This is a genomic window from Imperialibacter sp. (genome assembly GCF_040222385.1).
In the GTDB taxonomy this organism is placed as follows: Bacteria; Bacteroidota; Bacteroidia; order Cytophagales; family Cyclobacteriaceae; genus Imperialibacter.
In genome coordinates, this window is the sequence record NZ_JAVKDF010000030.1 from 1 (window position 1) to 23,814 (window position 23,814).

Below are 23,814 nucleotides of genomic sequence, written 5' to 3' on the forward strand. Positions count from 1 at the left end.
TTATTTAGTCAGTTCAAAGGTTCAAAAGAAATGGTCCAGACCGGTATCATGGACCAAGGTGATAAGTATACTAACTATGACATATCCCGAAAGACTTGAACCCAACTTTTAAAAAATGACACACTTAACTGAACATAACCGACGGCCCCAACGCAAATGCCTCTCGCCGTACCGACGCCTTCCTTCGGTCTTCGATCTCCAGCCTCCCGTCTCCCGTCTCCCGACTCCCGACTCCCGTCTCCGGTCTCCCGTCTTCCTACTCCGGTCTCCCGACTCCCGACTCCCGTCTTCCTACTCCGGTCTTCGGTCTTCGGTCTCCCGACTCCCGTCTTCTGACTCCTGTCTCCCAACTTCGGACTCCGGTCTCCCGTCTTCGGTCTCCTGACTCCCGTCTCCAACCTTCTCAATTCCTAATCCCCCGAAGCATTCTTCCCCGGAGGCCGTTAATCCCTCTGCTCCCTCTGCGGTCAACTTACTTTCGACCAGCCCCGCATGTGTTGCCACCAGCTACCGCTGTGTGCACCACGCCCTACTGCAATCCTTTCTTAAGTCCAACTTCGGCCGAGCCACAACTTCATGGCATAGGAGGTGAGAGGCCAAAATGGAGTAAGATGATGAGGTCGTTAACTTGACACAGATGCCCGGCTTAGGGGTGTGGTTCGTAGGTACTGCTATTTTTTACAAACTTTCTTTGAACACAACAAGAAATTCTGCGATATCATGCCTGGGTATTCTGTTGACTTCCTTAGCAATAACGCCCCGGAGGAGAGGTAGCACGCTGATACCGGTTGTAAGGTGTGGACGTAATTAAATTCCAACGAATGCAATTAGGAAGACCACTTCATGCTTTTTCTTCTACTTTTTGGCTGATGTATCCTGTTTTCTTTCTTCCTCCTTTCAAAACAATTACTAACTTTGAGTAATTTTTTGAAATAATCCATTTTCCAACCCGCATGTCGAATCCCTCTGAAAAAATCTGGTTATCCTCTCCTCATATGGGAACCAAAGAATTGGACTATATCAAGGAAGCTTTTGATTCTAACTGGATTGCACCCGTAGGCCCTTGTGTGAATGCCTTTGAGGGAGCATTGCAGCGGTTGGTGGGCGTGCCGGCGGCCGCTATTAGCTCCGGTACGGCTGGTGTCCATCTGGCATTGATTATCGCTGGCGTGGAGCGTGGCGACGAAGTGATTTGCCAGTCTTTTACTTTTTGCGGCTCTTCTAACCCTATTCTCTATCAGGGTGCCATGCCCGTTTTTGTGGATAGTGAGCCGGACACCTGGAACATGGATCCTGCTCTATTGGAGGAAGCAATAGTGGACAGACTCAAGAAGGGGAAGAAGCCCAAGGCCATCATTTATGTGCATTTGTATGGCATGCCTGCCAAAGGAGATGAAATCAGGCAAGTGGCAGACAAATACGACATTTTCCTTATAGAGGATGCGGCCGAAGCGCTGGGGGCTACCTATAAAGGCCGACCTGCCGGCAGCCTGGGTGACGTCAGTGTTTTGTCCTTCAATGGCAACAAAATCATCACCACATCTGGCGGTGGAGCATTGCTGTCGCCTCAAAAGAAGTGGGTGGAGAAAGCCACCTACCTGGCCACTCAGGCACGTCAGCAAGCCGCCCATTATGAGCACACCGAGGTAGGGTACAATTATCGCATGAGCAATATCTGCGCCAGTATTGGACGAGGCCAATTGGAGGTGTTGGAACAAAGGGTACAGCAACGGAGGGCCAACTACGACTTTTACAGACAGGAACTGTCAGGGTACACGGGCGTCTCATTTCTTTCTGAGCTCCCGGGGCATTTTTCAAACCGGTGGTTGACTACGATATTGGTTAATCCTGAAAAAGCAGGTAAAGTCACCAGGGAAGACATTAGATTGGCGCTTGAAAAACAGAATATAGAATGCCGCCCGACCTGGAAGCCCATGCACATGCAGCCGGTGTATAACGAGGCGCCGAAATACCTGAATGGGGTTTCGGAGCGGATATTCAAAGAAGGACTTTGTCTTCCTTCTGGCTCCAATCTTACCCTACAGCAAAAACAAAAAGTGATAGGTGCGATCCATGGCGTGTTGAAGCAAACGAGCAACGGCTAACTTAACTTGCCTATTGTGATACATCCCGACGCTCATGTCGGCACTGTCGTACCTGCGTTATCTCCGGTGTGCTGTTTGACCATCTGAGCGTGTCACGATCTGACTGTCCGAATATCAACTAAACCGGCTTGTCCGATAGAGATAAGTTAGACAAATTGGTCAACCGTATTTGGGGATGGTCAATAACAGCTATCTGACTCAAAACATATTACCATTAACTATTCTCTGATTCCTCCCATGAAAGGCCCCATCATCAAAGACATCATCATCACCCCCATTGCCACAGTCGACCCGCCGCTACTTAACGCCGCTGGTTTGCACGCACCGTATGCCTTGCGAACCATTGTAGAGATTGTCACCAACGACAACATTGTTGGCATCAGCGAGATTCCAGGCACTACCGACACCAACGAGGCGCTTGAGAAAGCAAGAGAGCTTATTGTTGGAAAAGACGCCTTTCAACTCAATCAGATAAGAGACGCCATAGAAAGCCACTTTGATGAGGAAACTACCTCAGAGCGTGGCGACGCTCCGTGGGATCAGCGCAAGATTGTGCATGTGTTCAGTGCCATTGAGGTGGCTTGCCTTGATATTCAAGGCAAGGTGCTCGGCAGACCAGTTGTTGATCTTTTGGGAGGAAAAAGAAGAGATCGGGTGCCATTTGCGGCCTACCTTTTTTATAAATATGAGGGAGCTGGCGGTGAACTAGCGTTTGGTACTGACCCCAAAGCTACAGGTTGGGATGCTGCCCGGCAGGCCGAGGCAATTACTCCTCAGGGCATCGTTGAACAGGCCATAGCCATGGTGAAAGAATTCGGAAATAAGTCAATCAAACTCAAGGGAGGCGCTTTTCCGCCTGCGGAAGAGGTGGCGGCAATGTTGGCGCTTTACGATCACTTTGGCCCGGATGTGCCCCTGCGTCTCGACCCTAACGCCATTTGGAAGCTCGAAACGGCCATCGAATATGGTAAAAAGATGGAGGGTATTCTGGAGTACTTCGAAGACCCAGTTCGTGGACAGGAAGATATGGCCAAAGCCCGAAAGGCGTTGAAAATGCCGCTGGCCACCAATATGTGCACGACCAGCTTTGAGGACATTCCTGGCAGCATTGCTATGGGGTCTGAAGACATCATTCTTAGCGACCACCATTTTTGGGGAGGGCTGCGCAGTTCGATGGAGCTGGCTAAACTCTGCCAGACATTCGGGCGCAAGTTGTCCATGCATTCCAATAGCCACTTGGGTATTTCCCTGGCGGCCATGGTACATCTGGGTGCTGCACTGCCGGAGGTTCCTTACGCATTGGACACCCACTATCCGTGGCAGTCGGAGGAGGTAATCGCAGGTGGGCGAATGAAGTTCGAAGGGGGTGCTGTGCAGGTGCCCACCGGCCCTGGACTAGGTGTAGAAATAGACCAGGAGGCGCTGAAAAAGCTTCATCAAAACTATTTGAAATGCGGTCTCACCAAACGTGACGACCTGGTGGAAATGAGAAAGGTGGTTCCTGACTGGGAATTTAAGAAGGTAAGGTGGTAGACACCATTTATTCCTTCATCACTTCTGCCGAAAAGCTCTCCGCCCAGTTGACGAGCAAATCCCTTTGCTCTTTGGTCAACTGCGCATCTCCATGCATGATTGTGTACGATTCCAGTGGCATTTTACCTTCGCCTACCTCTTCGGCCAGGTCTTTTAGAATCCTCACTTTTTTGCTCTTTCTGAGGCTCGCCCATTCTGAGAAATTCACCTCTTCTCTACCATGACTGATATGGTCAAAGACGAACCATGAAACTGGCGTGATATAAGAGTACCACGGGTACCGGGTCTCGTTAGAATGGCAGTCGTAACACGCAGTCCTGAAAAGTGAACTCACTTCCGACGAAATTTGCGAAGTAGCAAGCAGGTCATCTGGATTTTCGGCAGTCACCTCAGGTGGCGTACCTCTGAAAAACTGGAGTCCTACAAAGAGGACTCCAATGCCTAAGACTATTTTCTTAATCAATGTTTATTCCAATTTAGCGAGCGAAGCTTCCGCCCATTTGTGCAACTTCGCTGACTCTTCTTCAGTCAGTTTCATATTTGGATACTTCTCCACCATTTTGGCAGGAGGCATTTCTCCTTTGTCGAGCACTTCTAAAATTTCATCGAGCATCGCCATGGCATCAGCGCCACTCAGGGTTTGTAGTTTTTCCCATTGTAGCTTCTCTTTGGCCTTATCGCTTTTTCCTGAAGGAGAATGGCAGCCCAAACATTTTGCTTCAATCACCGACATCGCTTCAAGAGTGAAGGCCAATGTTTTTCCAGCATCAGCCTCGGGCACCAGCAGGATTTTTGTAGGTTCTTTTTCCTGAGCCATTCCTGAAGCTGCAAACAGCAGGAGAACTCCGGCAAGTAGGGTAAATCTTTTCATATGACGTAGGTTTTTTACCCTAATATATTAAATATCGGTCTGTATGAACATCCGTACATCAAAAAATTGCAGATGCCCGACTTTCCACTTTGATTTGAACCTCCATTCTATCATTGCTACTTCATTTTAGCCAGAAAAGCAAGATACCGATCCATGGGATGACGTTTTCAGCGTGACGACTACACCTTCCATTTAGCATCTTCTTCCTCACATTCTTTTACTCTCAGCCTGGTCATTTTGCTGATCAGGTCAAGTGGCAACTCCTGACCGTGTGGAAATTGCACGGAGCCTTCAGCAGTCTTGTAAGGCTTCAGCTCGTTGGCGAAAGCGGCGACCACGGAGGGTGTTGGATAGAACCCAATATGTTTTTTGAAAGCAGCCCAGGTGACTAGAATCCTCTTGGTGGTATACGCTGGCATGCGCCATTTGATGCCTTGCTCGGCAGCAGGAGCTACGGCCACTATGCAATCGTGTAGTTGGAACAGTCGTTCCCGAAGCGCTTCCGGGGCGTTTGAAATGTACTCGTCGATGTTTTGTGCTTTAGGTGGTGCCATCGGGTGTCGGTTTTGTCAACGACAAACGAAAGATAATGAATTGGACATCAATGGTTTTGTTTTTGGAAACAGGAAGTAAATCGGTTCAATTGGGTATTACCGGGAATTTAATATTGATTTCTATTTTTTTATTGAGAGATTTAAGAGCATTATTTTATTTCTAACCATTTCAATACAGCTAATCTTATGTCAACTATTCATGTTACGTTGGTGATAGACACTGACGCTCTGCCGTCAGACCCATCTCAATCACCAGCGGCTGCCTGCCTGCTTTACGACTCATGCCTTGATGCTGACGCCGGGTCGAGTACCGATTTTACCGTGCATGCAAATCCAGGCGATACCGTCATATTTCATATTTCTTCGAAAAACAACACTTCAGCAGTAGCGATCAGCTCATTTGCCTACCTGGGGGGCGCTGTTGGTGTATTCAAGTCGCTTCCTTCAAGTCCAAATTGGGCGGGTATCGTTGGAGATGAGCCTGGAAAATCTGAAAGTTATACCATCGGCTTTAAGGCGAATGGAAATACCTATACCCTGGATCCCGATATTAAGGTGAATACCTGAAAAATGTGGAAACAGTTTGCAATTTGGAGGGCCTGCTTATGTGCTGCGGGTCTCCACCTCTTTTTTTGTGCCGCCACTTCTGCCCAGGATCAACACGAAGCCGATAGTCTTATACAGGTGTTGGAAACCACCACTGTGCCCGACTCAGCCAAATTTGAAATCTTGCGACGCATTGCCTTCCAGTCAACCAGGCCAGGCGAGATGCTTGAGTACGCAGAACGGCTGATTGAGCTTGCCACAAGGCACTCCAGCTACGTTTGGTTGCATAGAGGGCATTTACAAAAGGGCAATGCGCTGAAGTTTCAGGGCGACTTTGATCTGGCTATTGCCGAGTATTTCAAAAGTGTCGAAATGGCCCAGAAGGGCGATTATCAGACTGGAGTAGGTGGGGCTTTTTTGTCCATTGCGGGTGTTTATGGTGATATGGGCGACCATGTAAAAGGAATCAAATACAAAAGGAAAGCTATTGGTATACTTAGAGATTCTGGCGACTCGCTTACTCTGGCGGCTTCCTTGCTCAATACCGGCTATGAATACTACCGGATAGCCAACTACGACAGTGCGCTGTTCTTCTTCGACGAGTCTGGTCAGATTTATGAACGAAAGAATTTTCTGGTAGGGAAGGCTTACAATCTGGGAAATTCCGGCCTTGTTTATGCCAGGACAGGCGCTGCTGAAAAGGCTGAACAGTTCCTGTCTGAAGCCATTCAAATACTGATAGGACTGAGTGATTCATATGCCATTACGGAGTTTCAAACGGAAATGGCGGATATTTATCTGCAAAAGAAGGACTTCAAAAGTGCAGAGAAATTGTTGCAAGAAGCCCTGCAGTATGCTGAAGCTGACGGTCTTCAGGAAAGAGTTCGTGATGCCAGCCTCAGGCTCTCCGGGCTCTATCGTGAGACGAGTGACCACGAAAAGGCCTACACTTATTTGCATCAATACATCACCTACCGGGATAGCATAAAAAACGAAGATGTGATTCAGGAAATGGCCGATCTTCGAACCGAGTTCGAGGTAGGGCAGAAGCAAATTGAAGTGGATCTATTGCAAGCTCAGGCCCGAAACCAGCGGATCGTTCTGATAGCGGTCGGTACTGTGCTGGTGCTGGTTGTGATTCTGGTGTATGTGCTATTCAGGCTGTACAAGCTTCGGAACCGGGCCATTATAATTTCAAGAGAAAGAAGGAGAATTATTGCCTCTCAGCGGGATCGCCTTGAAGAGCTGAACAATACGAAAGACAAATTCTTCTCGATTATTTCGCACGACATCCGAGGGCCGGTCGGTAATTTCCATGGCTTTGTGCGACTCATTGAGCTTAGTCTCGAAAGTGGTGACACCAGTGACCTTGTTGAGATCAGCCAAATGCTTGATAAGTCCGCCATCGAGTTATCTGCGCTGCTCGATAATCTGCTGCACTGGGCCATGAGCCAGCAGGGGAAATTTCCCAACAAGCCGGAAGAGCTTGATCTTACCAGGCTGTGTAAGGATAATTTAAGCATGATCGAAAATATGGCTGCTTCTAAGCAAATCACCCTCACCGGCGACTTACCCGACACTGTCAATGTGTTTGCCGACAAAAACAGCGTGTCCACCATCATCCGAAACCTGCTCAACAATGCGCTGAAGTTCACCAAAAAAGGAGGCACGGTGGGACTGTCACTGGGCTTAGAAGGCAACGAGTGTGTTATTACAGTTTCGGACTCCGGCATTGGTATCCCGGTTGAGAAAATGGAGACGCTTTTTGGCTTCGACGCAGGTCGCAGCCATTGGGGCACCGGCGGTGAAAAAGGAGTAGGGCTTGGCCTCAACCTTGTCAAAGAGTTTGTGGACATGAACAAAGGCCGCATTGAAGTGGAAAGCGAAGAGGGAGTGGGCACTACGTTTAGGGTGTATTTGCCGGTGGCGGGGGGTGCAGCGGAATAAAAAGTGGGTGAGTCAGTCAGGCAAGTGAAGATTCCATACTGCCCACCAAGCCCTCTATTTGCCCCATATGCTAGTATCATTATTTCAGACGTTGGGCTCACCTGGCATAATTGTAAACATGACCAAACAAGTGTGCCTTTTCCTTCTGGCAGTCAGGAAATCCTAAGAAAGAAAAAGGCACAGATATGTTTGATCGACCCCTCGGGTAATTTGATTAAGCGGGTTGAGTTTTTTTAATTATAATAGCGAGATTTTTCCTCTTTATTACGAGGAAACCATTCTCGTTAGCACTGAACCAACCCATCCAGTTTATTAATGATTTTCAATTCCTGGACTTTTTTATTTTTGTTTTTGCCAATCACGTTTCTCTTCTATTGGCTTGTTTTAGGTAAGAAAAGAAAATACCAGAATTTATTCCTTCTTGTTGCCAGCTATTTTTTCTATGGCTTTTGGGACTGGAGATTCTTGTCTTTAATAATAATAAGTTCGGGTGCCGATTTTGCAATTTCACAGTTAATTCACGACTCCACGAATGCCCAGAATAGAAAAAAATTACTATTGCTAAGCGTTTTTATTAACATCGGGGTTCTTTGTGCTTTCAAGTATTATAATTTTTTCGTGGAAAACTTAAGCGCAATGGTGTCTGCTTTTGGTTTTAACTTAAGTTTAGTGACGGCCAATATTGTGTTGCCAGTCGGGATTAGTTTTTACACTTTTCAAACATTGGGGTACACACTCGATGTTTATAAACGCAGAATTGAGCCGGAAAGAAACTGGATTTCTTTTTTCGGCTTTGTTTCTTTTTTTCCGCAGTTAGTGGCAGGCCCAATAGAGAAAGCTAAATCTCTGATACCTCAATTCAACCAAGGCAGAGTGTTTGACTACCAGAGTGGTAAAGAGGGCTTGGAAATGGTGCTGTGGGGACTTTTCATGAAAGTTGTTATTTCAGGGACATGTGCTGTTGAAGCTGACTATGCATATGAAGAATATATGACACTCTCCTCTCCTCAGCTTGTTTTGGGGCAGTTCTTTTTTATGATTCAGCTTTACTGTGATTTTGCGGGGTATTCTTTGGTGGCGATAGGAGTAGCTAAACTATTCGGGTTCCACTTGAGTGCAAATTTCGACTATCCATATTTCAGCAGATCTATGCAGGAATTTTGGACTCGCTGGCACATCACATTGAATAGGTGGTTTGGTGACTATGTTTTTACTCCAATGATTAAGAAGTATGGCGAGACACCTTTCAGGGTTTGGCTAGTATATCTATTTACTTTCTTCCTCATTGGCTTGTGGCATGGTCCAAGCTGGACTTACGTCATTGCCTTCGCAGGCCTGGCCGTATATTTTATCCCCAGAGTTTTTCTTAATTCAAAAAAGAGGTATTCGCCGGTTCCAAAATTGGGTGACTTACTTGATATCTTTTTACTTAACCTAATCTTGTTTTTTCATTTGATTTTCTTTCGATCCGACTCAGTCTCCGGAGCTCTTTTATTTATAAAGCAGATGTTCTCAGAAGGAGGATGGGATTGGTTGGCTACTATGCCAAATGAGCAGTTCGCCCGCTTAGCTTTCGTTGTTATTTTTCTTTTAGTTGAATGGATGACCAGAACGATTCCGCACCCATTTGCAGGTAGTAGGTGGCCTTCAGCCTTCAGGTGGCCTGCCTATTTGCTGCTATTTACGTGGATTGCCAACTATATGGATAAAACGCAGCCTTATATATATTTTCAGTTCTGATGAGAAGGTTTTTAAAAAAGGTTTCCATAGGTGTTTTGATAGTCATTCTGGCCGCTTTTGGTATGGATTTGCTGATCAGTACTGATTCTCCCGAAATGGCTGATTTACTTTTTGCTAAACGGGAATATTTTGAAAAGAACAAGAGCAAATATGATGTAGTGACGTTTGGTTCCAGTCTGGTGCAAATGCACCATTCACCTGCTGTTTTTGATGAGATTACCGGCCTTAAGTCATTCAACTTTGGTGTTGGGGGCATGTTTGGCAACGAAAAGTTCAACATTTTCAACAGCATGTTGCGGGAGGGGTATTTCGACGATACTAAATACGTGATTTACGAAATGGGTAGGCTCGTCGATTTTGAACAGATGGATCGGAAGATTGAGTCTATGAGGGGCAGGTTTTATTTTACGTTTAGTGACTTTGTATTGTTGACCAGATTAATTGTTACTGCCGATGGAAACAGAGAGGGCAAAATTGACCACTTTAAGAAGGCTGTTTCCTATTTCTTTAAGAGCAGACTAAAAGTATCTCCTATCGAAAGCTACTTTATTTCTAGAAGTTTGGATGAGGTAGAAAACAATGGTTTTAATGCATTGGCGTTAGATACGGCGTCTATGAAGGATGTTGGTATGTGGGCTCTGGCGCAGGAGAAGAGATTGGCTGAGAAACGAATTGAACAGAGTCGTAGTATTCGAAAAAAATTTGAAGCTGAAGATTTTCTGATCGATGCCTACGCCGAGTTGGCAAATCGATGTAGCGAAAGGGGCATTACTATTGTGTTTTTGATTTCGCCAAAGTCGCTTTCGGTTAGCCGTTATGAGGAAAACTCATACTTGATATCTATTAAGGAGCACCTTTCGGAAAGATTTCATTTCATTGATTTGTCAAACCCAGCTGAGTACCCAGGTTTCTTTGATGTGCAAAATTCCGTAAGCACAAATCACATGAACCTCAATGGAGCAATACTTTTTTCTGAGAAGCTGGGAGAGAAGTTTAATGAAGTCGTATTGGGCAATTGAGGCTATTTATTTCCTCGTCCTGTAAGGGTCTCCCTGGTAGGGTTGCTTATTTCGGCGTCTCGCCGCTTGGATAATGATCAAAGGGCTATAACCATGGCATTTATTCGTTAAGCTTTCAGCTTCCTTTACAATCGTTGTTTGGGGACTTCTTCCTTGGTTTCAAGAGACTGGTACGATATTTTAGCTATACATTTAAACGGTATGAGCCGAAACTATAAAATCAGGGATCAGTCAAAGCTTTATTTTGTCAGTTATGCTACGGTAAATTGGATTGATGTTTTAATCAGACCTGTTTACAAAGATATTGTTGTCGAAAGCCTTAAGTACTGCATAGAGAATAAGGGACTTGAAATATATACTTGGTGCATCATGACAAGTCATGTGCATTTGATCATTGGTTCACGGCAGGATAAGATTGAATACATCTTGAGGGATCACAAACGACATACTTCTAAAGAAATAACCAAGGCCATTTCAGATAATCCTCAAGAGAGTAGGCGTGAATGGATACTATGGATGCTAGAGGGGGCCGGGAAGAAAAACTCTAATAATGAGACTTATCAGTTCTGGCAGCAAAACAATAATCCTATTGAATTATCAACGAATAAAATGATGGATCAAAAGCTGGACTATATCCATCAAAATCCGGTAAAGGAGGGCTTTTGCTGGGAACCACAGGAATACAAATACAGCAGCGCTATTGACTATGCGGGAGGGAAAGGGCTATTACCAATTTTGTTTATTGAGTGATGGTTGAAAAGCAAGCTGAAAGCTTGATTTGGGGAACCCACAAGTTACGCTGTCGCTAAACTTGCGGGAGAGTTCAGTATAGGTTTCATATTGCTGCTCCACCACCCTATATTTACCCTCGTGACCCAACTACCCGAATCCCCCAAATCCTTCATCATCTACCGCTCCTCCGCCGGGTCGGGCAAAACGTATACGTTGGCCCGGGAGTACATCCTGCTGGCGCTGCAGTTTCCCAGCTACTTCCGCCATATCCTGGCTGTGACCTTCACCAACAAGGCCACTGCTGAAATGAAGGCCCGCATCATTCAAAACCTCGACATGCTGCGCAAAGGAGAGGGCAAAGGGCTGCGGGCAGAGATCAGGGATGCGCTGGGCATCACCGACCAGCTGCTGAGCAAAAAAGCCGACGAATGCCTCACAGCTATTCTTCACGACTACAGCCATTTCAATGTCAGCACTATCGACAAGTTCTTCCAGCGGGTGCTGCGGGCTTTTGCCCGGGAGGTGGGCATTCAGGGAGGCGTTACCCTGGAGCTCGACCAGGAAAAGGTGCTTGATGAGATTATCGACCGCATGCTGCTGGAGGTGGGCGACAATCCCCAGCTTACCCGCTGGCTCACACAGTTTGCGGAAGACAAACTGCAGCAGGGCAAGTCGTGGGACATCCGCAAAGACATCCGCAGCCTGGGCCGGGAGCTGTTCAAAGAACGATTCAAGGTGGTAGCGCCCATGCTGGCCGAAGTCGCCAAAGACGACAACCGGGTACAACTGTTCATGAAAGGCATGCAGGAGCTGCAGGCTGTTTTCGAAAACACGGTGAAGGGCTTTATTGCCAAATTTGATAAGATACTGGAGGAGCACAAGCTAACCGTTGCCGACTTTAGCAGAGGTGGCAGTGGCCCAGCGGGCTTGTTTGCCAAGTTTGCCAAAAACGAATACGAAATTTCTGACACCCGCCGGGCCGCTACCGACAACCTCGATGCCTGGATCACAAAGACCAGCAACATCAGGCCTCAGCTAGAGCAAGCCCTTGAGGGCGGTATTCTGGCTGCCTACAATGGCATGATCGACTACCACGACCGCAATATCCTGGCCTACAACAGCGCCAGCCAGGTCATGCGCTACCTCTATACGCTGGGCATCATTTCCGACCTGAGCCGCAACCTCGGCGACTACCGGGATGACGAAGAGGTTATGCTCATCTCCGATGCGCCCGACTTTCTTAACCGCATCATTGGCGACAACGAAACGCCCTATATCTACGAAAAGGCAGGCACGTTTTACCGGCACTACCTCATCGATGAGTTTCAGGACACCTCTGGCTTTCAGTGGCGCAACTTCCGACCTTTGGTAGAAAACAGCCTGGCGCAAGGCTACAAAAACCTGGTGGTGGGCGACGTGAAGCAGTCCATCTACCGCTGGCGGGGCGGCGACTCCCAACTCCTGCTCGACCAGGTAGCCAACGACATTGGTGACGTTTATACTCAGGCCGAACAGCTTCAGAATAACTGGCGCAGCTATGCCAACATCATCAACTTCAACAATAAGCTCTTTGAACTGGCTCCCAACTTTCTGGCCGATTTGCTGCTGGAGGGATCTTCGTCTATTCCTGATGACGCCATGAAGGTACGGGTAGAAAAGGAGCTGGAGCGCTTTCGCCTGTCGTACCACGAAGCCGCCCAGGGGCAGGGCAACGAAAATAAAATCGGGGGATTGATAAAGTTGCAGTGGTTTGAAAGTGACAATCCCGATGATGACGAGGAAGCGGAAGAGGAAACAGGGAGTTGGGATGAAAAAGCGATTCAGGAGGCGATTACAACCATCGAAGACCTGCAACCCAAATACGCACTGAGGGACATTTGCATCCTGGTGAGACGGGCAGAGGAAGGCCGGAAGGTGGCGAAAGCGCTACTGGAGAAAAAGGAAACGGCCACAGGCAAGAAACGCTACGACGTGATTTCACCTGAGTCGCTATACCTCGGTGCTTCGCCGGTGGTGCGGTTGCTTTTGTCTGCCTTCAGCCATTTGTACAATCCAAAGAACAACTTGGCCCTGGCACAGCTAGTCTACGAATACCATCATTTTCTTACTAAAAAGGCAGTGCCCGGACTGTCTGAGTTGTTCATTTGGGCTGGCAACAAAGACAAGCTGGCGGAGTTTGAGCAGTTGCTGCCAGCTGACTTTATTAAGCAGTTGCCCGCCTTGTTGAAGGTGCCTTTGCTCGAGCTTACCGAAAGGCTGATTGGCTTATTTGGTTTAACGGCCTACCACAGAGAGTTTCCTTACCTCCAGGGTTTTCAGGATGCCCTGCTGGAGTACAGCAAAAACAACCGTGGCGATGTGGGCTCCTTCCTGCAGTGGTGGGCCGATACCGGCTCCCGACGGAGCGTGCAGGTGCCGGAAGAGCAGGATGCTATCCGCATCATGACCATCCACAAAGCCAAGGGACTGGAGTTCAAAGCGGTGCTGGTGCCCTTCTGCAGCTGGGACTTTGACCACAAGCTGGAAGAGGTGCTGTGGTGTGAGGCCCCGGCCGTTCCGCCCTTCGACAGACTGCCCTATTATCCGGTGCGTTACTCCAGCAAGCTGACTGCCACGTATTTTGCCGAGGCTTACTACGAGGAAAAGAAGCAGATTTACCTCGACAACCTCAACCTGCTCTATGTAGCCCTCACCCGGCCTGAAGAGGCGCTTTATATTTATGCACCCTTGCCCAAATTCAATAAAAGTGGAGGCTATAGCATCAGCAAAGTATCGGACTTGCTGTACAAGCTTTTCCTCGACGAGACTACAGAGGACTTCGCTATCACACCTGCGCCGGAAGTAGATGTGGCAGGCTACTCAGTGCAAATTGGTGGACTACCATTGTACGACGACGAGCAAATAGGAGACAGGCAACCGACAGTTGGCTTAAAAAACTACCTTTCCACCAATTGGCGCAACCGGCTTAGCATCCGCTTGCAAGGAGGCACGCTCGATGAAGGTGTCAGGGAGAAAAGCCTCATCTCCACCCAACGAGGCACGGTCTATCACCGGCTGCTTTCACATATCCGCCATCAGGACGATCTCCAAAAAGTATTGACCGACCTCTTGCCATTGGAGCCAATGGACGAGGATGAGCAAGCATCTATTCGGGGACAGCTTGAAAAGCTGTTCGACCTGCCTGAAATGAAAGGCTGGTATGGCGGAGAATGGGAAGTGCGAACTGAAAGCCCTGTGCTTCCCATGAGTGGAGACATCCGACGTTTCGACAGAGTACTACTGAAAGACAATGAAGCCGTGCTGATAGAATTCAAGACCGGGATGCCTTCCAACAACCATATCCGGCAGGCAACGGAATATGTGAGTTTGCTCTCTGGCATGGGCTATGCAAGAGTAACTGGCTTCCTGGTGTATATCGACGAACTAAGAATCAATCAGGTAGCATGAGCCAGCAGCCAACATTTCTGGAAGAGATTGCCGATGCGCTCATCGCCGAAGGAGGAGAGGACCTGGGCAAGGTAAAACTTATTTTCCCCAACCGCCGGGCGGGCTTGTTCCTGCGTCGTGCGCTGGCTCGCAAGATCAAAAACCCCGTGTGGGCGCCGGAAATCTACAGCCTCGAGGACTTTCTGTTTCAGTACACAGATTTACAGATCGCCGATAAGCTCACACTAGTGTATGAGATGTACAGTGCCTATCGCAAGGTCAACCCTGAAGCTGAATCGCTGGAGAAGTTTTTCTTCTGGGGCGAAGTATTGGTGGGCGATTTTGAGGACATCGACCAGTACCTCGTGGAGCCGGGTCACCTCTTTCAAAGCATCCAAACACAGAAGGAGCTGGATGAAGCCTTTGCCTACCTGGGCGACGAGGAGCGGCAAGTGATTCAGTCGTTCTGGAAAAGCTTTATGCCTCAGGCGAAAGGCGATCAGCTTCATTTTCTGAAAACGTGGAAGCTGCTGGTGCCTATTTATCAGGATTACCGCAAGCGACTCCAGGACAAAAAGCTGGCTTACAAAGGGATGGTATACCGCAGTATTGCTGAAGCCTGCAAGGGAGATACCTTCGACCCAAAACAGGGCGACTCGCAGTTTTGGTTCGCCGGGTTCAACGCATTAACGTCGGCTGAGGAGGAGGTGCTCAAATATTTTGTACGGGAGACTAGCGCCCGCATTTTCTGGGACATGGACGATTACTACGTCCGTTCGGAACAGCAGGAGTCAGGGCAGTTTTTCAGACAATACAAAGAGGATACGCTGTTGGGCAAAACCTTCCCGGAGGAGATTCCGGCTAATTTCGAAAAACCAAAACAGATTGATGCTATTGGGGTGTCGCTGGAAATAGGCCAAGCCAAATACGTGGGTGAAAGGCTGGAAGAATTGGCGAATGATCCTGCCTGGGTGCCGGAGGAAACCGTAGTGGTGATGCCCATGGAGCATTTCCTGTTCCCGGTACTCAATTCGCTACCGGAAGGAGTGAAGCAAGTGAACATCACCATGGGCTATCCGCTGAAGGATACACCACTTTTTGGCTTGCTGGATGCCGTGCTAGACTTGCGAAAGAATACAAGGACAAAGAGAGACGGAGACATTGCCTTCGAAGCCTATTCATACAGGGATGTTCTGGCGATTTTAAGGCATCCTTATGTTTTCTCCACCGCAACCAGGGAAGCAGGCAATCTCATCTACCGAATAGAAAAGGACAATATCATTTCACTCGATAAGGCTGATTTTGGTGAAAGTGGTAGCTTGATCACAACATTGTTTCTCTCGTCCGCCAGCCCTCTCGACCACCTGCTGGAGCTGCTGAACCTGCTTTATGGGGTGCTTCAGTCTGAAGAATCAGCAAGCGATGACCCGGAACAGGCTAACCTGGAACAAGAATATATCATCAAGTTTCATGAGCAGCTGATGCGATTGAAAACGCTACTTGTGGGCAACGACACACCCGAGGTAACCCTTTTCCAGAAGCTGTTCCGAAAGGTGGCGCAGTCAGTGCGTATTCCCTTCAGCGGCGAACCACTCAAAGGCCTACAGGTGATGGGCGTGCTCGAAACGAGGAATCTCGACTTCAAACAGGTGTTTGTGCTGGGCATGAACGAGGGCAACTGGCCGGCTGAAGCAGCTACACAGTCGTTTGTGCCCTATAACCTGCGCAAAGGGTTTGGCTTGCCGACTTTCGATCAACAGGATGCTTTCTATAGCTATCTGTTTTACCGGTTGCTCCAAAGGGCGGAGAAGATCACCTTCTTGCACAACACCAGTAATGAGACCAACCTGAAAGGAGAACAGAGCCGCCTGCTTTATCAGCTCAGGTACGAAACGGTGCATGGAGAGCACATTACATACAAATCGCTCAGCAGTGATGTGGCCATCAGCGTACCTCAACCGATCCTTATTCAAAAGACGAATGAGGTGCTGGCAAGGCTTGGCGAGTTTTTGGTGACCGACGACGAATCGTCAGATCATCAAAGGCTGTCTCCTTCTGCCCTCAACACCTACCTTGACTGCCGTTTGCGTTTTTACTTCCGCCACGTGGCCAGGCTCTACGAGCCCGAAGAAGTGCAGGCAGAGATTGATCCGGCCGTTTTCGGCAACATCCTTCACCATGCCCTGGAGTTTTTGTACGCCGACTTTATAGAAAAGAAAGGGTCTTCGGAAATTGAAAAGAGCGATTTCGATGGCATAAGAAAAGGCGTTCCGGAAGCATTGCAAAAGGCTTTTGAAATGCACTACAGCCTCGGGAATGGCAAGCAATTCAAAGCCGAGGGCAGGAACCTGATCGCTCAGTCAATTGCGAGAAAGCTGACAATGGAGATACTAACGAACGATGAGAACTATGCGCCATTTGAAATTCTGGGACTTGAGTTGGATGAGCTTCCGCTTGACTTTCAGCTAACGGGCGGACGTAAGGCAAAGCTCAAAGGCATCATCGACAGAGTCGACCGCAAAGAAGGCCTGGTGCGGGTGATGGATTACAAAAGTGGTGCAGACAATAAGGTTTTTTATGGTATCGAGACCCTTTTTGATCGGGAGCACCCTAAACGAAACAAGGCTGCCATGCAAACCTTCTACTACGGCATGCTCTATCTCGACAAAAATGCCGTTGCCGAAGACATCAAAGTGCTTGCCGGACTGTACAATAGCCGGGAGCTTTTCAACGACAATTTCCAGGTAGAGCTGGAGTTGAAAGCCGATGGTGCCCGGGGAAAAGGAACCCTTGTGCAGGACATCAAGCCATTTATGCCCGAATTTGTGGCTGGATTAAATGGCTTGCTTGAGGAAATATTTGATCAAACCACGCCTTTCAATCAAACAGAAGACATGAAAAAGTGTAAGAACTGCCCTTACAATTCAATCTGTCACAGGGATTAAGAGACAAAAAAGCAAAAACCCTTCTCCATTGGAGAAGGGCTTTAAGCAACTAATACTAATCAACCTAACCTTTATCTTTAAATGCCGTCGGCGATAATGTTAAGGGTAATCTCCACCCCAGCCTGTACTTCTACATTATCCAACAGATCGGCATTTGTCTCACTTTCGGCGTCTATCAGCCCATAAAGCTCCATCTCACCGGCATTGTTTTCTTTGTATGAAGCAAAGTGGAACTCATAATCTCCCTCTTCGAGGAAGTAGAAGCTGAAAGATTTTGTCAATCCTCCATTGACCTCAGTAGATGAAACTGCTTTTTTGAATTGGATGTCAGCGTCTTCATCTGCTTCCTGGCTTTCGTTAAAGCTGCCTTTTTTATAAGCATAGACAATGACTTTTTCGTCAGTATCAATCTGTCCGCTATAATTCCCTTTCACACGTCCCGAATTGTCCTCGTCGGCAAACATCAGGTAGCCTTCCAAATCTGACTTACTAACGAAACTGAAGCTCGAGGCACTTCCTGTGTCAGACTCTCTGATGAACTTTCGCAAGTCAAAATCAAGCACAACTGTAGACTTTGCATCGGCCATCACACGGCTTCTACCTTTGAATGTATATTCAGCCTTTTCTCCGTCACTGCTCATTAACTTATTCTTCGTGCCATCAGCCATCTCAACGTACGATCCGGGAGAATTTCCATCTTCATCCATCTCAGAATCAATCTCCAATGTGATGTTCTCATACGATTTCGCAGTAAACTTATCAGTGGCCAGCATTTCAGTCTTTCCGTTTTGAAGTGCCATTACATTAATCGTCTTTGGTCCCTCAAACCCATCCACCACCTGGCCGTCAACTTTAACACTTGTTACTGTCACAAAGACAGCATCTATGTTGTCATTGTCCGCTGGCGCATCGGTCATTTGTATTTCCATAGTACCTTCACCCAGGTCTTCTTCACCGTCATCATTGTTACAGCCTGTAAATGCTAAAACACTTAACGAAAGAAGGCCGGTGGCCCACATTGACATAACTGAATTCTTTCTTTTCCACATAGCTTTTAATTTTTGGTTTACCCTCTTACCAACGGGCTTAAGTTACTGTTGTTGAGGAAAAGTATTAAAAAATATAAAAATAGTTATATTTTTATAACAAATGCCTTGAAGTAATTGTTACTTAAGTTGTTGATTTATAGATTTTTATGACTGGTCAAGTCAATTTTGCAGCTGACGACTATCTTTTAGCGACTTCAGATAAAGAATCAAAGAAGTGGAATTCAAACAGGGTAAATAAAAAAAGTCCTCCCCAAAGGGGAAGACTTTTTATGACAACTAATACTAATCAACCTAACCTTAACTTTTATACTCCATAGCTGGGACGTTCACCTTGGTGAACAAATGGATTCATATATACTGTTTAACAGTTAGTTTCTTTTGATTGCCTACCTATTTCCAATTTCAGTAACAACCTACATGACTCTAACGGAGTTGAGTCATTTATGTTATACGAAAAGTATAAAAAAAAATTAAATTATTCATATTTGAGTCTAAATATTTTCTTTTATCAGACGAGCGGAGGGTTAGCTGTTATAAAAGGGCAAAAAACTATTTGAAGGTTTATTGGCGGCTGATGCCAAAAGCAGTGATAAGCCAGCCTGCAATAAAGAATAAGCCACCAAAGGGTGTAATAATGCCCAAATAAGCCAGATTGGGGGCCAGACATAGTATGTAAAGAGAGCCACTAAAGAGCAGGATGCCAGCCAGAAAAGAATTGGCAGACCAACGGAGGTATTTGTTATTGAAGCGCAATTGGAGCAAGCCAACCACCAGCAAGGCGAATGTGTGGTAAAAATGATACCGAACGGCAGTTTCAAAGGTATCGAACCGGCCAATTTCTAATAAATGTTGTTTGAGCGAGTGTGCGCCGAAGGCTCCGATGCCCACAGCAAGCGCCCCGAAGACCGAAGCTACGATAAGGGTTCTTTTGGCTTCCTTGTTCACTGAATCTGACATGATTGATCTGCTGCTGGGTGGTGTTGTGACAAACTACGATTTAGGCTGAATAATTCCTTTGACCAAAAATGGCACTTCCCACACGCACCATGGTGCTGCCTTCTTCAATGGCAAGCTGGTAATCCCCACTCATGCCCATGGATAATTCAGCCATGGTAACTCTTGCGTGATTAACTGTCGATTTCAATTCTTCGAAAAGCGCCTTCAAATGACGAAACTCTTTTTTAACCTGTTCCTCGCTTTCCGTGTTGGTCGCCATGCCCATCAGACCCACAATGCGGATGTTAGGCAGGCCGTCTACTACCTCCTGGCTTACCAGCAGCTTCACTTCTTCATCCGACAGCCCAAACTTGGTTTCTTCCTCTGCAATATGCACCTGAAGCAGGCAGTCGATCACACGATTGGCTTTTTTCGCTTCCTTGTCGATGGTTCTCAGTAGTTTTTCGCTGTCCACACTGTGAATCAAATGGACAAATGGAGCAATATATTTTACCTTGTTGGTTTGCAAGTGCCCAATCAAATGCCAGTGAATGTCTTTTGGCATCTCTTCATGCTTTTCTACCATCTCCTGCACCTTATTTTCACCAAACTCCCTTTGGCCGGCCTCGTATGCCTTCATCACCAGACTCACCGGTTTTGTTTTGCTAACAGCAACGAGCTTTGCTTTACTTTGATCGATGGTGCGTAAAAAAGTTTGAAGATTTCTGCCAATATCAATATCCATTTTCTAGCGATTTTCGTAATCCAAAATTAATCAAGGGAGTTACTGATTCCATGTTTTGTTGTGTAACTTTCTAATTAAATTCAATTGCTGCCGGTTTATGGAGATAATAGGAAAGCTATTAAAGAAGGGAATTAGACTGAGGGAGAGTTTGGAGCAGGACTACTCGTTTCCGGCCGACCTTCAGAAGATGGAGCTGAGGAAATTATTGATACAGGCCCGAGGCACGGAATTTGGCCAGGCTTACCATTTCAATGAACTGCTTACCAGCTTCAAGCACAAACACAGCGATCACTTTTACGACGAGTTCAAAAGAAACATTCCCGTTCATAATTATAGCAGCATGTATGCCAATTGGTGGCATAAACTGATGCAGGGAAAGCCGGATGTGTGCTGGCCGGGAAAGGTAAAGTACTTTGCACTTAGCTCGGGTACTTCTGAGTCGGCGTCGAAGCACATTCCTGTCACTAAGGACATGATCAAGTCCATCCAGAGAACCAGCATCAGGCAAATTCTCACGCTGTCCAAGTACAATGTATCTGACGAGGTGTTTTCTGCCGGCATATTGATGCTTGGTGGCAGCACGCAGCTTCAGCGAAATGGGTCTTATTTTGAGGGTGACTTAAGCGGCATCACTGCCGGGCAGATTCCTTTCTGGTTTCAGCATTTTTATAAGCCAGGTAAGCGAATTGCCAAAACAAGAGACTGGAACGAAAAAATTGAGGAGATTACTTTAAAGGCAAAGGATTGGGATATAGGCATCATTTCAGGAGTGCCTGCGTGGCTTCAAATCCTTATGGAAAGGATTATTGACCATTACAAAGTCAAAACCATTCACGATATCTGGCCTAACCTTACCATTTTCGTTCATGGGGGTGTTTCAATGGATCCCTATCGGAAAAGCTTTGAAAAGTTGCTGGCAAAACCCCTTATTTACATGGAAACCTACCTGGCCTCTGAGGGTTTCTTTGGCTTCCAGTACATCCCTTTCTCAAAGTCAATGCGACTGGTACTGAACAACGGCATCTTCTATGAATTTATCCCTTTCAACGAAACCAACTTCACAGCCGATGGGGAGATGGTGGACAACCCGCATACCTACAAAATTGACGAGGTAGAGGAAGGCAAGGAGTATGCACTGCTTATTTCGACCAATTCGGGTTCCTGGCGATACCTGATTGGCGACACGATCAAGTTTGTATCTAAAGACGACTGCGAGATCATGATCACCGGCCGGACGAAGCATTTCCTCAGCCTTTGCGGCGAGCATTTGTCGATGGACAATATGAACAAGGCCGTGGAGCTGGTGTCGGATGAGCTGAATATAAGGGTGAAGGAGTTTACTGTCACCGGCGAAAAGTACGGGTCGCTTTTTGCACATCGGTGGTACATCGGTATTGAAGACGAAACCGACCCAAAGCTGTTCAAAGAAAGGCTTGATGCCAAACTGAAGGAGATTAACGACGACTACAAGGTGGAACGTACAGCTGCGCTTAAAGAGATTTTTGTGGAGCTGATTCCATCGCAGCTCTTCTACAAATGGATGAAAGCACAGGGTAAAGAGGGTGGTCAACACAAGTTTCCACGGGTACTGAAAAAGGAAAAGCTGGAAAGCTGGAAGACCTTTTTGCTGGAGGAGAATGTGGAATTGAAAGGTGGCTGAAAAGAAATCACCCTTCAACCCAACCTTTGAGCTTTCCTGGTGTTGTCAAAGCATGAAATAGCCATAATGAATACCCTACCCAACGGACCGGCGTGGAACGATGAATAACCTGTCAGCAGACTAAGATCTATTTCGTAATGGTACAGGCTATTCCCGCTTCGGCGGCGGTTCGCCGAGCGACCGATCTGGCCGTTAAAAAGTGAATTTTATACAGATGAAATAGCCATAGGGAATACCATACCCAACGGAACCGGCGTGGAACGATGAATAAGTGGATCGAAAAGCTAAATATTCATTCTCATTGGTAAAAGCTATTCCATCGCACCGGCGAACCGGTGGCCGCTGAGAAATAAATTATATACACATGAAATCTCCATGAGCGACTTTAGCACACCCGAACGAAAATGAATATTTAGTAACTTTCAAGGGTTATCGAAACCCTTGAAAGTTAAATGAAAACAGAAGAAGTAGCTTTTGAGCAAATAGTAAAGGTCGGATGTGGCCTTGACGTACATCAGGCGGTGATCGTAGCGACGATCAGCAAAGGGCAGAATGACTACCAAACCAGGGAGTTTGAAGCCTACACAAGTTCTTTGACAGAGTTAAGAGATTGGTGCAAGAGCCAGGGAGTTACCCATGTAGCAATGGAAAGCACAGGCGTTTATTGGAAGCCGGTATTTAACATACTGGAAGAGGACTTTGAAATCATTCTGGTCAACGCCCGCCACGTGAAGAATGTGCCGGGACACAAAACAGACAAACGTGACAGCAGATGGATCAGCAAGCTATTGTTGGCTGGCTTGTTAAGAGGAAGTTTTATTCCTCCAAGAGACATTAGGGAGTTGCGGGATCTTGTCAGGTACAAAAAGCGCCAGGTAGAACACGTAGCCAGTGAGAAGAACAGATTGATAAGGATACTGGAAGATGCCAATATCAAACTCAGCACTGTACTTACCGAAGTTCATGGTGCCACTGGTAGTAAAATCATCAATGATATCATTGATGGCAAGACCAATGTGGATGATTTAATGAAGCACATTCACGGGAAGGTAAAGGCCAACCGAGAAGACATCCGTAAAGCCCTTGAGGGAAAATTAACAGCCCATCATCGTTTTATGCTCAATATTATCAGGAAGAGCATTGAGGAAAAAGAAGGGATCATTGGAGAACTGGAGCAACATATCGACCAAGCCACTGCTCAGTATGCTGTAGAAATAGACTTGCTGCAAACCATCGATGGGGTGGGAAAAGACAGCGCCATCAGCATTGTAAGTGAAATAGGAGTAGATATGGATCAGTTCCCTAATGAGCACCACTTGAGCAGTTGGGCAGGGCTGAGCCCGGGGAACAACGAGAGTGCGGGTAAAAAAAAAGTACAAGAACAGTGAAAGGAAACCGGTACCTGAAGTCTCTTTTGGTGGAATGTGGTTGGGGAGCGACAAGAAAGAAAGACGGCTACCTGAAGCGCAAATATCAAAGTTTAATTGCACGCAGAGGCAAAAAGAAAGCGCTCGTAGCAGTCGGTCACAAAATCATTATCGCTGCCTACCATGTCCTGAAAAACAAGGAGGAGTACCAGGAGCCTCAATTGCACGACAGCGCTGAACGAAACAAGAAGCAGATCAAAAGACACTTAGCCAAACTAAAAGAGCTAGGCTACGATTTGGTTTCTGCAGCTTAAAGAATTTTAAAAGGCCGGTCTGTTACTGGAGCGTCTTCAATGACAGCCTGTACATGAAATTGGTCTAACAAACAGGTTAAGCACCCAACGATGTAGCCAATCCCGATTCATCGGGAGGGAGCACGAAGATGAAAATTTACTCTCTTAACCTTGTTATGGATACTTTACTACTTGATCGAAACGAAATTATATACAGATGAAATAGCCATAAGGAGAGCCATACCCAGCGAAATGAATGAAGGCATTTAGATAAGTGACTTTCATTCTCAAAGGGTTTGGGCTATTCCATCTGGCCGCTAAAAATTAAATTTTATAAAGATGAAAT

The 23,814-nt window shown here is 46.8% G+C and carries 19 protein-coding genes; 12 read left to right on the forward strand and 7 right to left on the reverse strand.

Annotated features, from left to right (window positions below; all coding sequences use genetic code 11):
- Positions 1-291: 291 nt before the first annotated feature.
- Entirely contained in the window at positions 292-504 is a 213-nt protein-coding gene (locus RIG68_RS15060; RefSeq protein WP_350123806.1) for a hypothetical protein, read from the reverse strand.
- 491 nt (positions 505-995) lie between these two features.
- On the opposite strand from RIG68_RS15060, the gene RIG68_RS15065 reads away from it, so the two are divergent.
- Together RIG68_RS15065 and RIG68_RS15070 are read left to right on the forward strand one after the other, a co-directional pair.
- Positions 996-2,105: a DegT/DnrJ/EryC1/StrS family aminotransferase gene (locus RIG68_RS15065; protein ID WP_350123809.1), complete on the forward strand. Its 1,110-nt coding sequence runs from the start codon at positions 996-998 to the stop codon at positions 2,103-2,105.
- A gap of 237 nt (positions 2,106-2,342) precedes the next feature.
- The gene (locus RIG68_RS15070) at positions 2,343-3,638 is read left to right on the forward strand and encodes an enolase C-terminal domain-like protein (protein WP_350123812.1); all 1,296 of its coding nucleotides are present in this window, start codon (positions 2,343-2,345) and stop codon (positions 3,636-3,638) included.
- 7 nt (positions 3,639-3,645) lie between these two features.
- Here the strand turns inward: RIG68_RS15070 and RIG68_RS15075 are convergent, their stop codons facing one another.
- The 3 genes from RIG68_RS15075 to RIG68_RS15085 form a co-directional block, all read right to left on the reverse strand.
- Positions 3,646-4,101: a heme-binding domain-containing protein gene (locus RIG68_RS15075; protein WP_350123815.1), complete on the reverse strand. Its 456-nt coding sequence runs from the start codon at positions 4,099-4,101 to the stop codon at positions 3,646-3,648.
- A 3-nt stretch (positions 4,102-4,104) separates the two neighbouring features.
- On the reverse strand, positions 4,105-4,509 hold the full coding sequence (locus RIG68_RS15080; RefSeq protein WP_151998739.1) for a heme-binding domain-containing protein: 405 nt from the start codon (positions 4,507-4,509) through the stop codon (positions 4,105-4,107).
- Between the two features lie 179 nt (positions 4,510-4,688).
- Complete coding sequence (locus RIG68_RS15085) at positions 4,689-5,063, reverse strand: iron chaperone (RefSeq protein WP_350089550.1); 375 nt, start codon at positions 5,061-5,063, stop codon at positions 4,689-4,691.
- 186 nt (positions 5,064-5,249) lie between these two features.
- Between RIG68_RS15085 and RIG68_RS15090 the strand changes: the two genes are divergently transcribed.
- From RIG68_RS15090 to RIG68_RS15120, 7 genes are all read left to right on the forward strand, one after another.
- Positions 5,250-5,630, forward strand: coding sequence for a DUF8788 domain-containing protein (locus RIG68_RS15090; protein ID WP_350123819.1), 381 nt, complete (start codon positions 5,250-5,252; stop codon positions 5,628-5,630).
- Between the two features lie 3 nt (positions 5,631-5,633).
- Entirely contained in the window at positions 5,634-7,556 is a 1,923-nt protein-coding gene (locus tag RIG68_RS15095; RefSeq protein ID WP_350123822.1) for a sensor histidine kinase, read from the forward strand.
- A gap of 618 nt (positions 7,557-8,174) precedes the next feature.
- Positions 8,175-9,296 (forward strand): MBOAT family O-acyltransferase, encoded by a 1,122-nt coding sequence (locus tag RIG68_RS15100; protein ID WP_350123825.1) that lies wholly within the window; start codon positions 8,175-8,177, stop codon positions 9,294-9,296.
- A complete protein-coding gene (locus RIG68_RS15105; RefSeq protein WP_350123828.1) occupies positions 9,296-10,315 on the forward strand; it encodes a hypothetical protein in 1,020 nt (339 codons plus the stop codon). Before RIG68_RS15100 ends, RIG68_RS15105 begins: the two co-directional genes overlap by 1 nt.
- A gap of 201 nt (positions 10,316-10,516) precedes the next feature.
- The gene (locus tag RIG68_RS15110) at positions 10,517-11,065 is read left to right on the forward strand and encodes an REP-associated tyrosine transposase (protein WP_350123831.1); all 549 of its coding nucleotides are present in this window, start codon (positions 10,517-10,519) and stop codon (positions 11,063-11,065) included.
- A gap of 120 nt (positions 11,066-11,185) precedes the next feature.
- Positions 11,186-14,494, forward strand: a complete 3,309-nt coding sequence (locus RIG68_RS15115; RefSeq protein ID WP_350123834.1) for a UvrD-helicase domain-containing protein — start codon at positions 11,186-11,188, stop codon at positions 14,492-14,494.
- The gene (locus tag RIG68_RS15120) at positions 14,491-17,418 is read left to right on the forward strand and encodes a PD-(D/E)XK nuclease family protein (protein WP_350123837.1); all 2,928 of its coding nucleotides are present in this window, start codon (positions 14,491-14,493) and stop codon (positions 17,416-17,418) included. Before RIG68_RS15115 ends, RIG68_RS15120 begins: the two co-directional genes overlap by 4 nt.
- A gap of 77 nt (positions 17,419-17,495) precedes the next feature.
- Here the strand turns inward: RIG68_RS15120 and RIG68_RS15125 are convergent, their stop codons facing one another.
- The 3 genes from RIG68_RS15125 to RIG68_RS15135 all read right to left on the reverse strand — a co-directional run bounded on the left by RIG68_RS15125 (position 17,496) and on the right by RIG68_RS15135 (position 20,148).
- On the reverse strand, positions 17,496-18,467 hold the full coding sequence (locus RIG68_RS15125) for a DUF4382 domain-containing protein (RefSeq protein ID WP_350123839.1): 972 nt from the start codon (positions 18,465-18,467) through the stop codon (positions 17,496-17,498).
- A 561-nt stretch (positions 18,468-19,028) separates the two neighbouring features.
- On the reverse strand, positions 19,029-19,424 hold the full coding sequence (locus RIG68_RS15130) for a DUF423 domain-containing protein (RefSeq protein WP_350123841.1): 396 nt from the start codon (positions 19,422-19,424) through the stop codon (positions 19,029-19,031).
- Between the two features lie 40 nt (positions 19,425-19,464).
- Entirely contained in the window at positions 19,465-20,148 is a 684-nt protein-coding gene (locus RIG68_RS15135) for a YggS family pyridoxal phosphate-dependent enzyme (protein ID WP_350123844.1), read from the reverse strand.
- Between the two features lie 97 nt (positions 20,149-20,245).
- Here RIG68_RS15135 and RIG68_RS15140 point away from each other — a divergent pair, with 97 nt between their 5' ends.
- From RIG68_RS15140 to RIG68_RS15150, 3 genes are all read left to right on the forward strand, one after another.
- On the forward strand, positions 20,246-21,808 hold the full coding sequence (locus RIG68_RS15140) for a GH3 family acyl-acid amido synthetase (RefSeq protein WP_350123847.1): 1,563 nt from the start codon (positions 20,246-20,248) through the stop codon (positions 21,806-21,808).
- A gap of 452 nt (positions 21,809-22,260) precedes the next feature.
- Positions 22,261-23,196, forward strand: a complete 936-nt coding sequence (locus tag RIG68_RS15145; protein WP_350123850.1) for an IS110 family RNA-guided transposase — start codon at positions 22,261-22,263, stop codon at positions 23,194-23,196.
- The gene (locus RIG68_RS15150; RefSeq protein WP_350123853.1) at positions 23,193-23,489 is read left to right on the forward strand and encodes a hypothetical protein; all 297 of its coding nucleotides are present in this window, start codon (positions 23,193-23,195) and stop codon (positions 23,487-23,489) included. Before RIG68_RS15145 ends, RIG68_RS15150 begins: the two co-directional genes overlap by 4 nt.
- The last annotated feature ends 325 nt before the right edge of the window (positions 23,490-23,814 follow it).

Bases quoted from the DNA above. Each gene is read 5' to 3' on its own strand.
- RIG68_RS15145 (WP_350123850.1), top strand. From the start codon at position 22,261: ATGAAAACAGAAGAAGTAGCTTTTGAGCAAATAGTAAAGGTCGGATGT.
- RIG68_RS15130 (WP_350123841.1), bottom strand. From the start codon at position 19,424: ATGTCAGATTCAGTGAACAAGGAAGCCAAAAGAACCCTTATCGTAGCT.
- RIG68_RS15070 (WP_350123812.1), top strand. From the start codon at position 2,343: ATGAAAGGCCCCATCATCAAAGACATCATCATCACCCCCATTGCCACA.
- RIG68_RS15110 (WP_350123831.1), top strand. From the start codon at position 10,517: ATGAGCCGAAACTATAAAATCAGGGATCAGTCAAAGCTTTATTTTGTC.
- RIG68_RS15080 (WP_151998739.1), bottom strand. From the start codon at position 4,509: ATGAAAAGATTTACCCTACTTGCCGGAGTTCTCCTGCTGTTTGCAGCT.
- RIG68_RS15090 (WP_350123819.1), top strand. From the start codon at position 5,250: ATGTCAACTATTCATGTTACGTTGGTGATAGACACTGACGCTCTGCCG.
- RIG68_RS15065 (WP_350123809.1), top strand. From the start codon at position 996: ATGGGAACCAAAGAATTGGACTATATCAAGGAAGCTTTTGATTCTAAC.
- RIG68_RS15125 (WP_350123839.1), bottom strand. From the start codon at position 18,467: ATGTGGAAAAGAAAGAATTCAGTTATGTCAATGTGGGCCACCGGCCTT.
- RIG68_RS15120 (WP_350123837.1), top strand. From the start codon at position 14,491: ATGAGCCAGCAGCCAACATTTCTGGAAGAGATTGCCGATGCGCTCATC.
- RIG68_RS15085 (WP_350089550.1), bottom strand. From the start codon at position 5,063: ATGGCACCACCTAAAGCACAAAACATCGACGAGTACATTTCAAACGCC.
- RIG68_RS15140 (WP_350123847.1), top strand. From the start codon at position 20,246: ATGGAGATAATAGGAAAGCTATTAAAGAAGGGAATTAGACTGAGGGAG.
- RIG68_RS15105 (WP_350123828.1), top strand. From the start codon at position 9,296: ATGAGAAGGTTTTTAAAAAAGGTTTCCATAGGTGTTTTGATAGTCATT.
- RIG68_RS15135 (WP_350123844.1), bottom strand. From the start codon at position 20,148: ATGGATATTGATATTGGCAGAAATCTTCAAACTTTTTTACGCACCATC.
- RIG68_RS15095 (WP_350123822.1), top strand. From the start codon at position 5,634: ATGTGGAAACAGTTTGCAATTTGGAGGGCCTGCTTATGTGCTGCGGGT.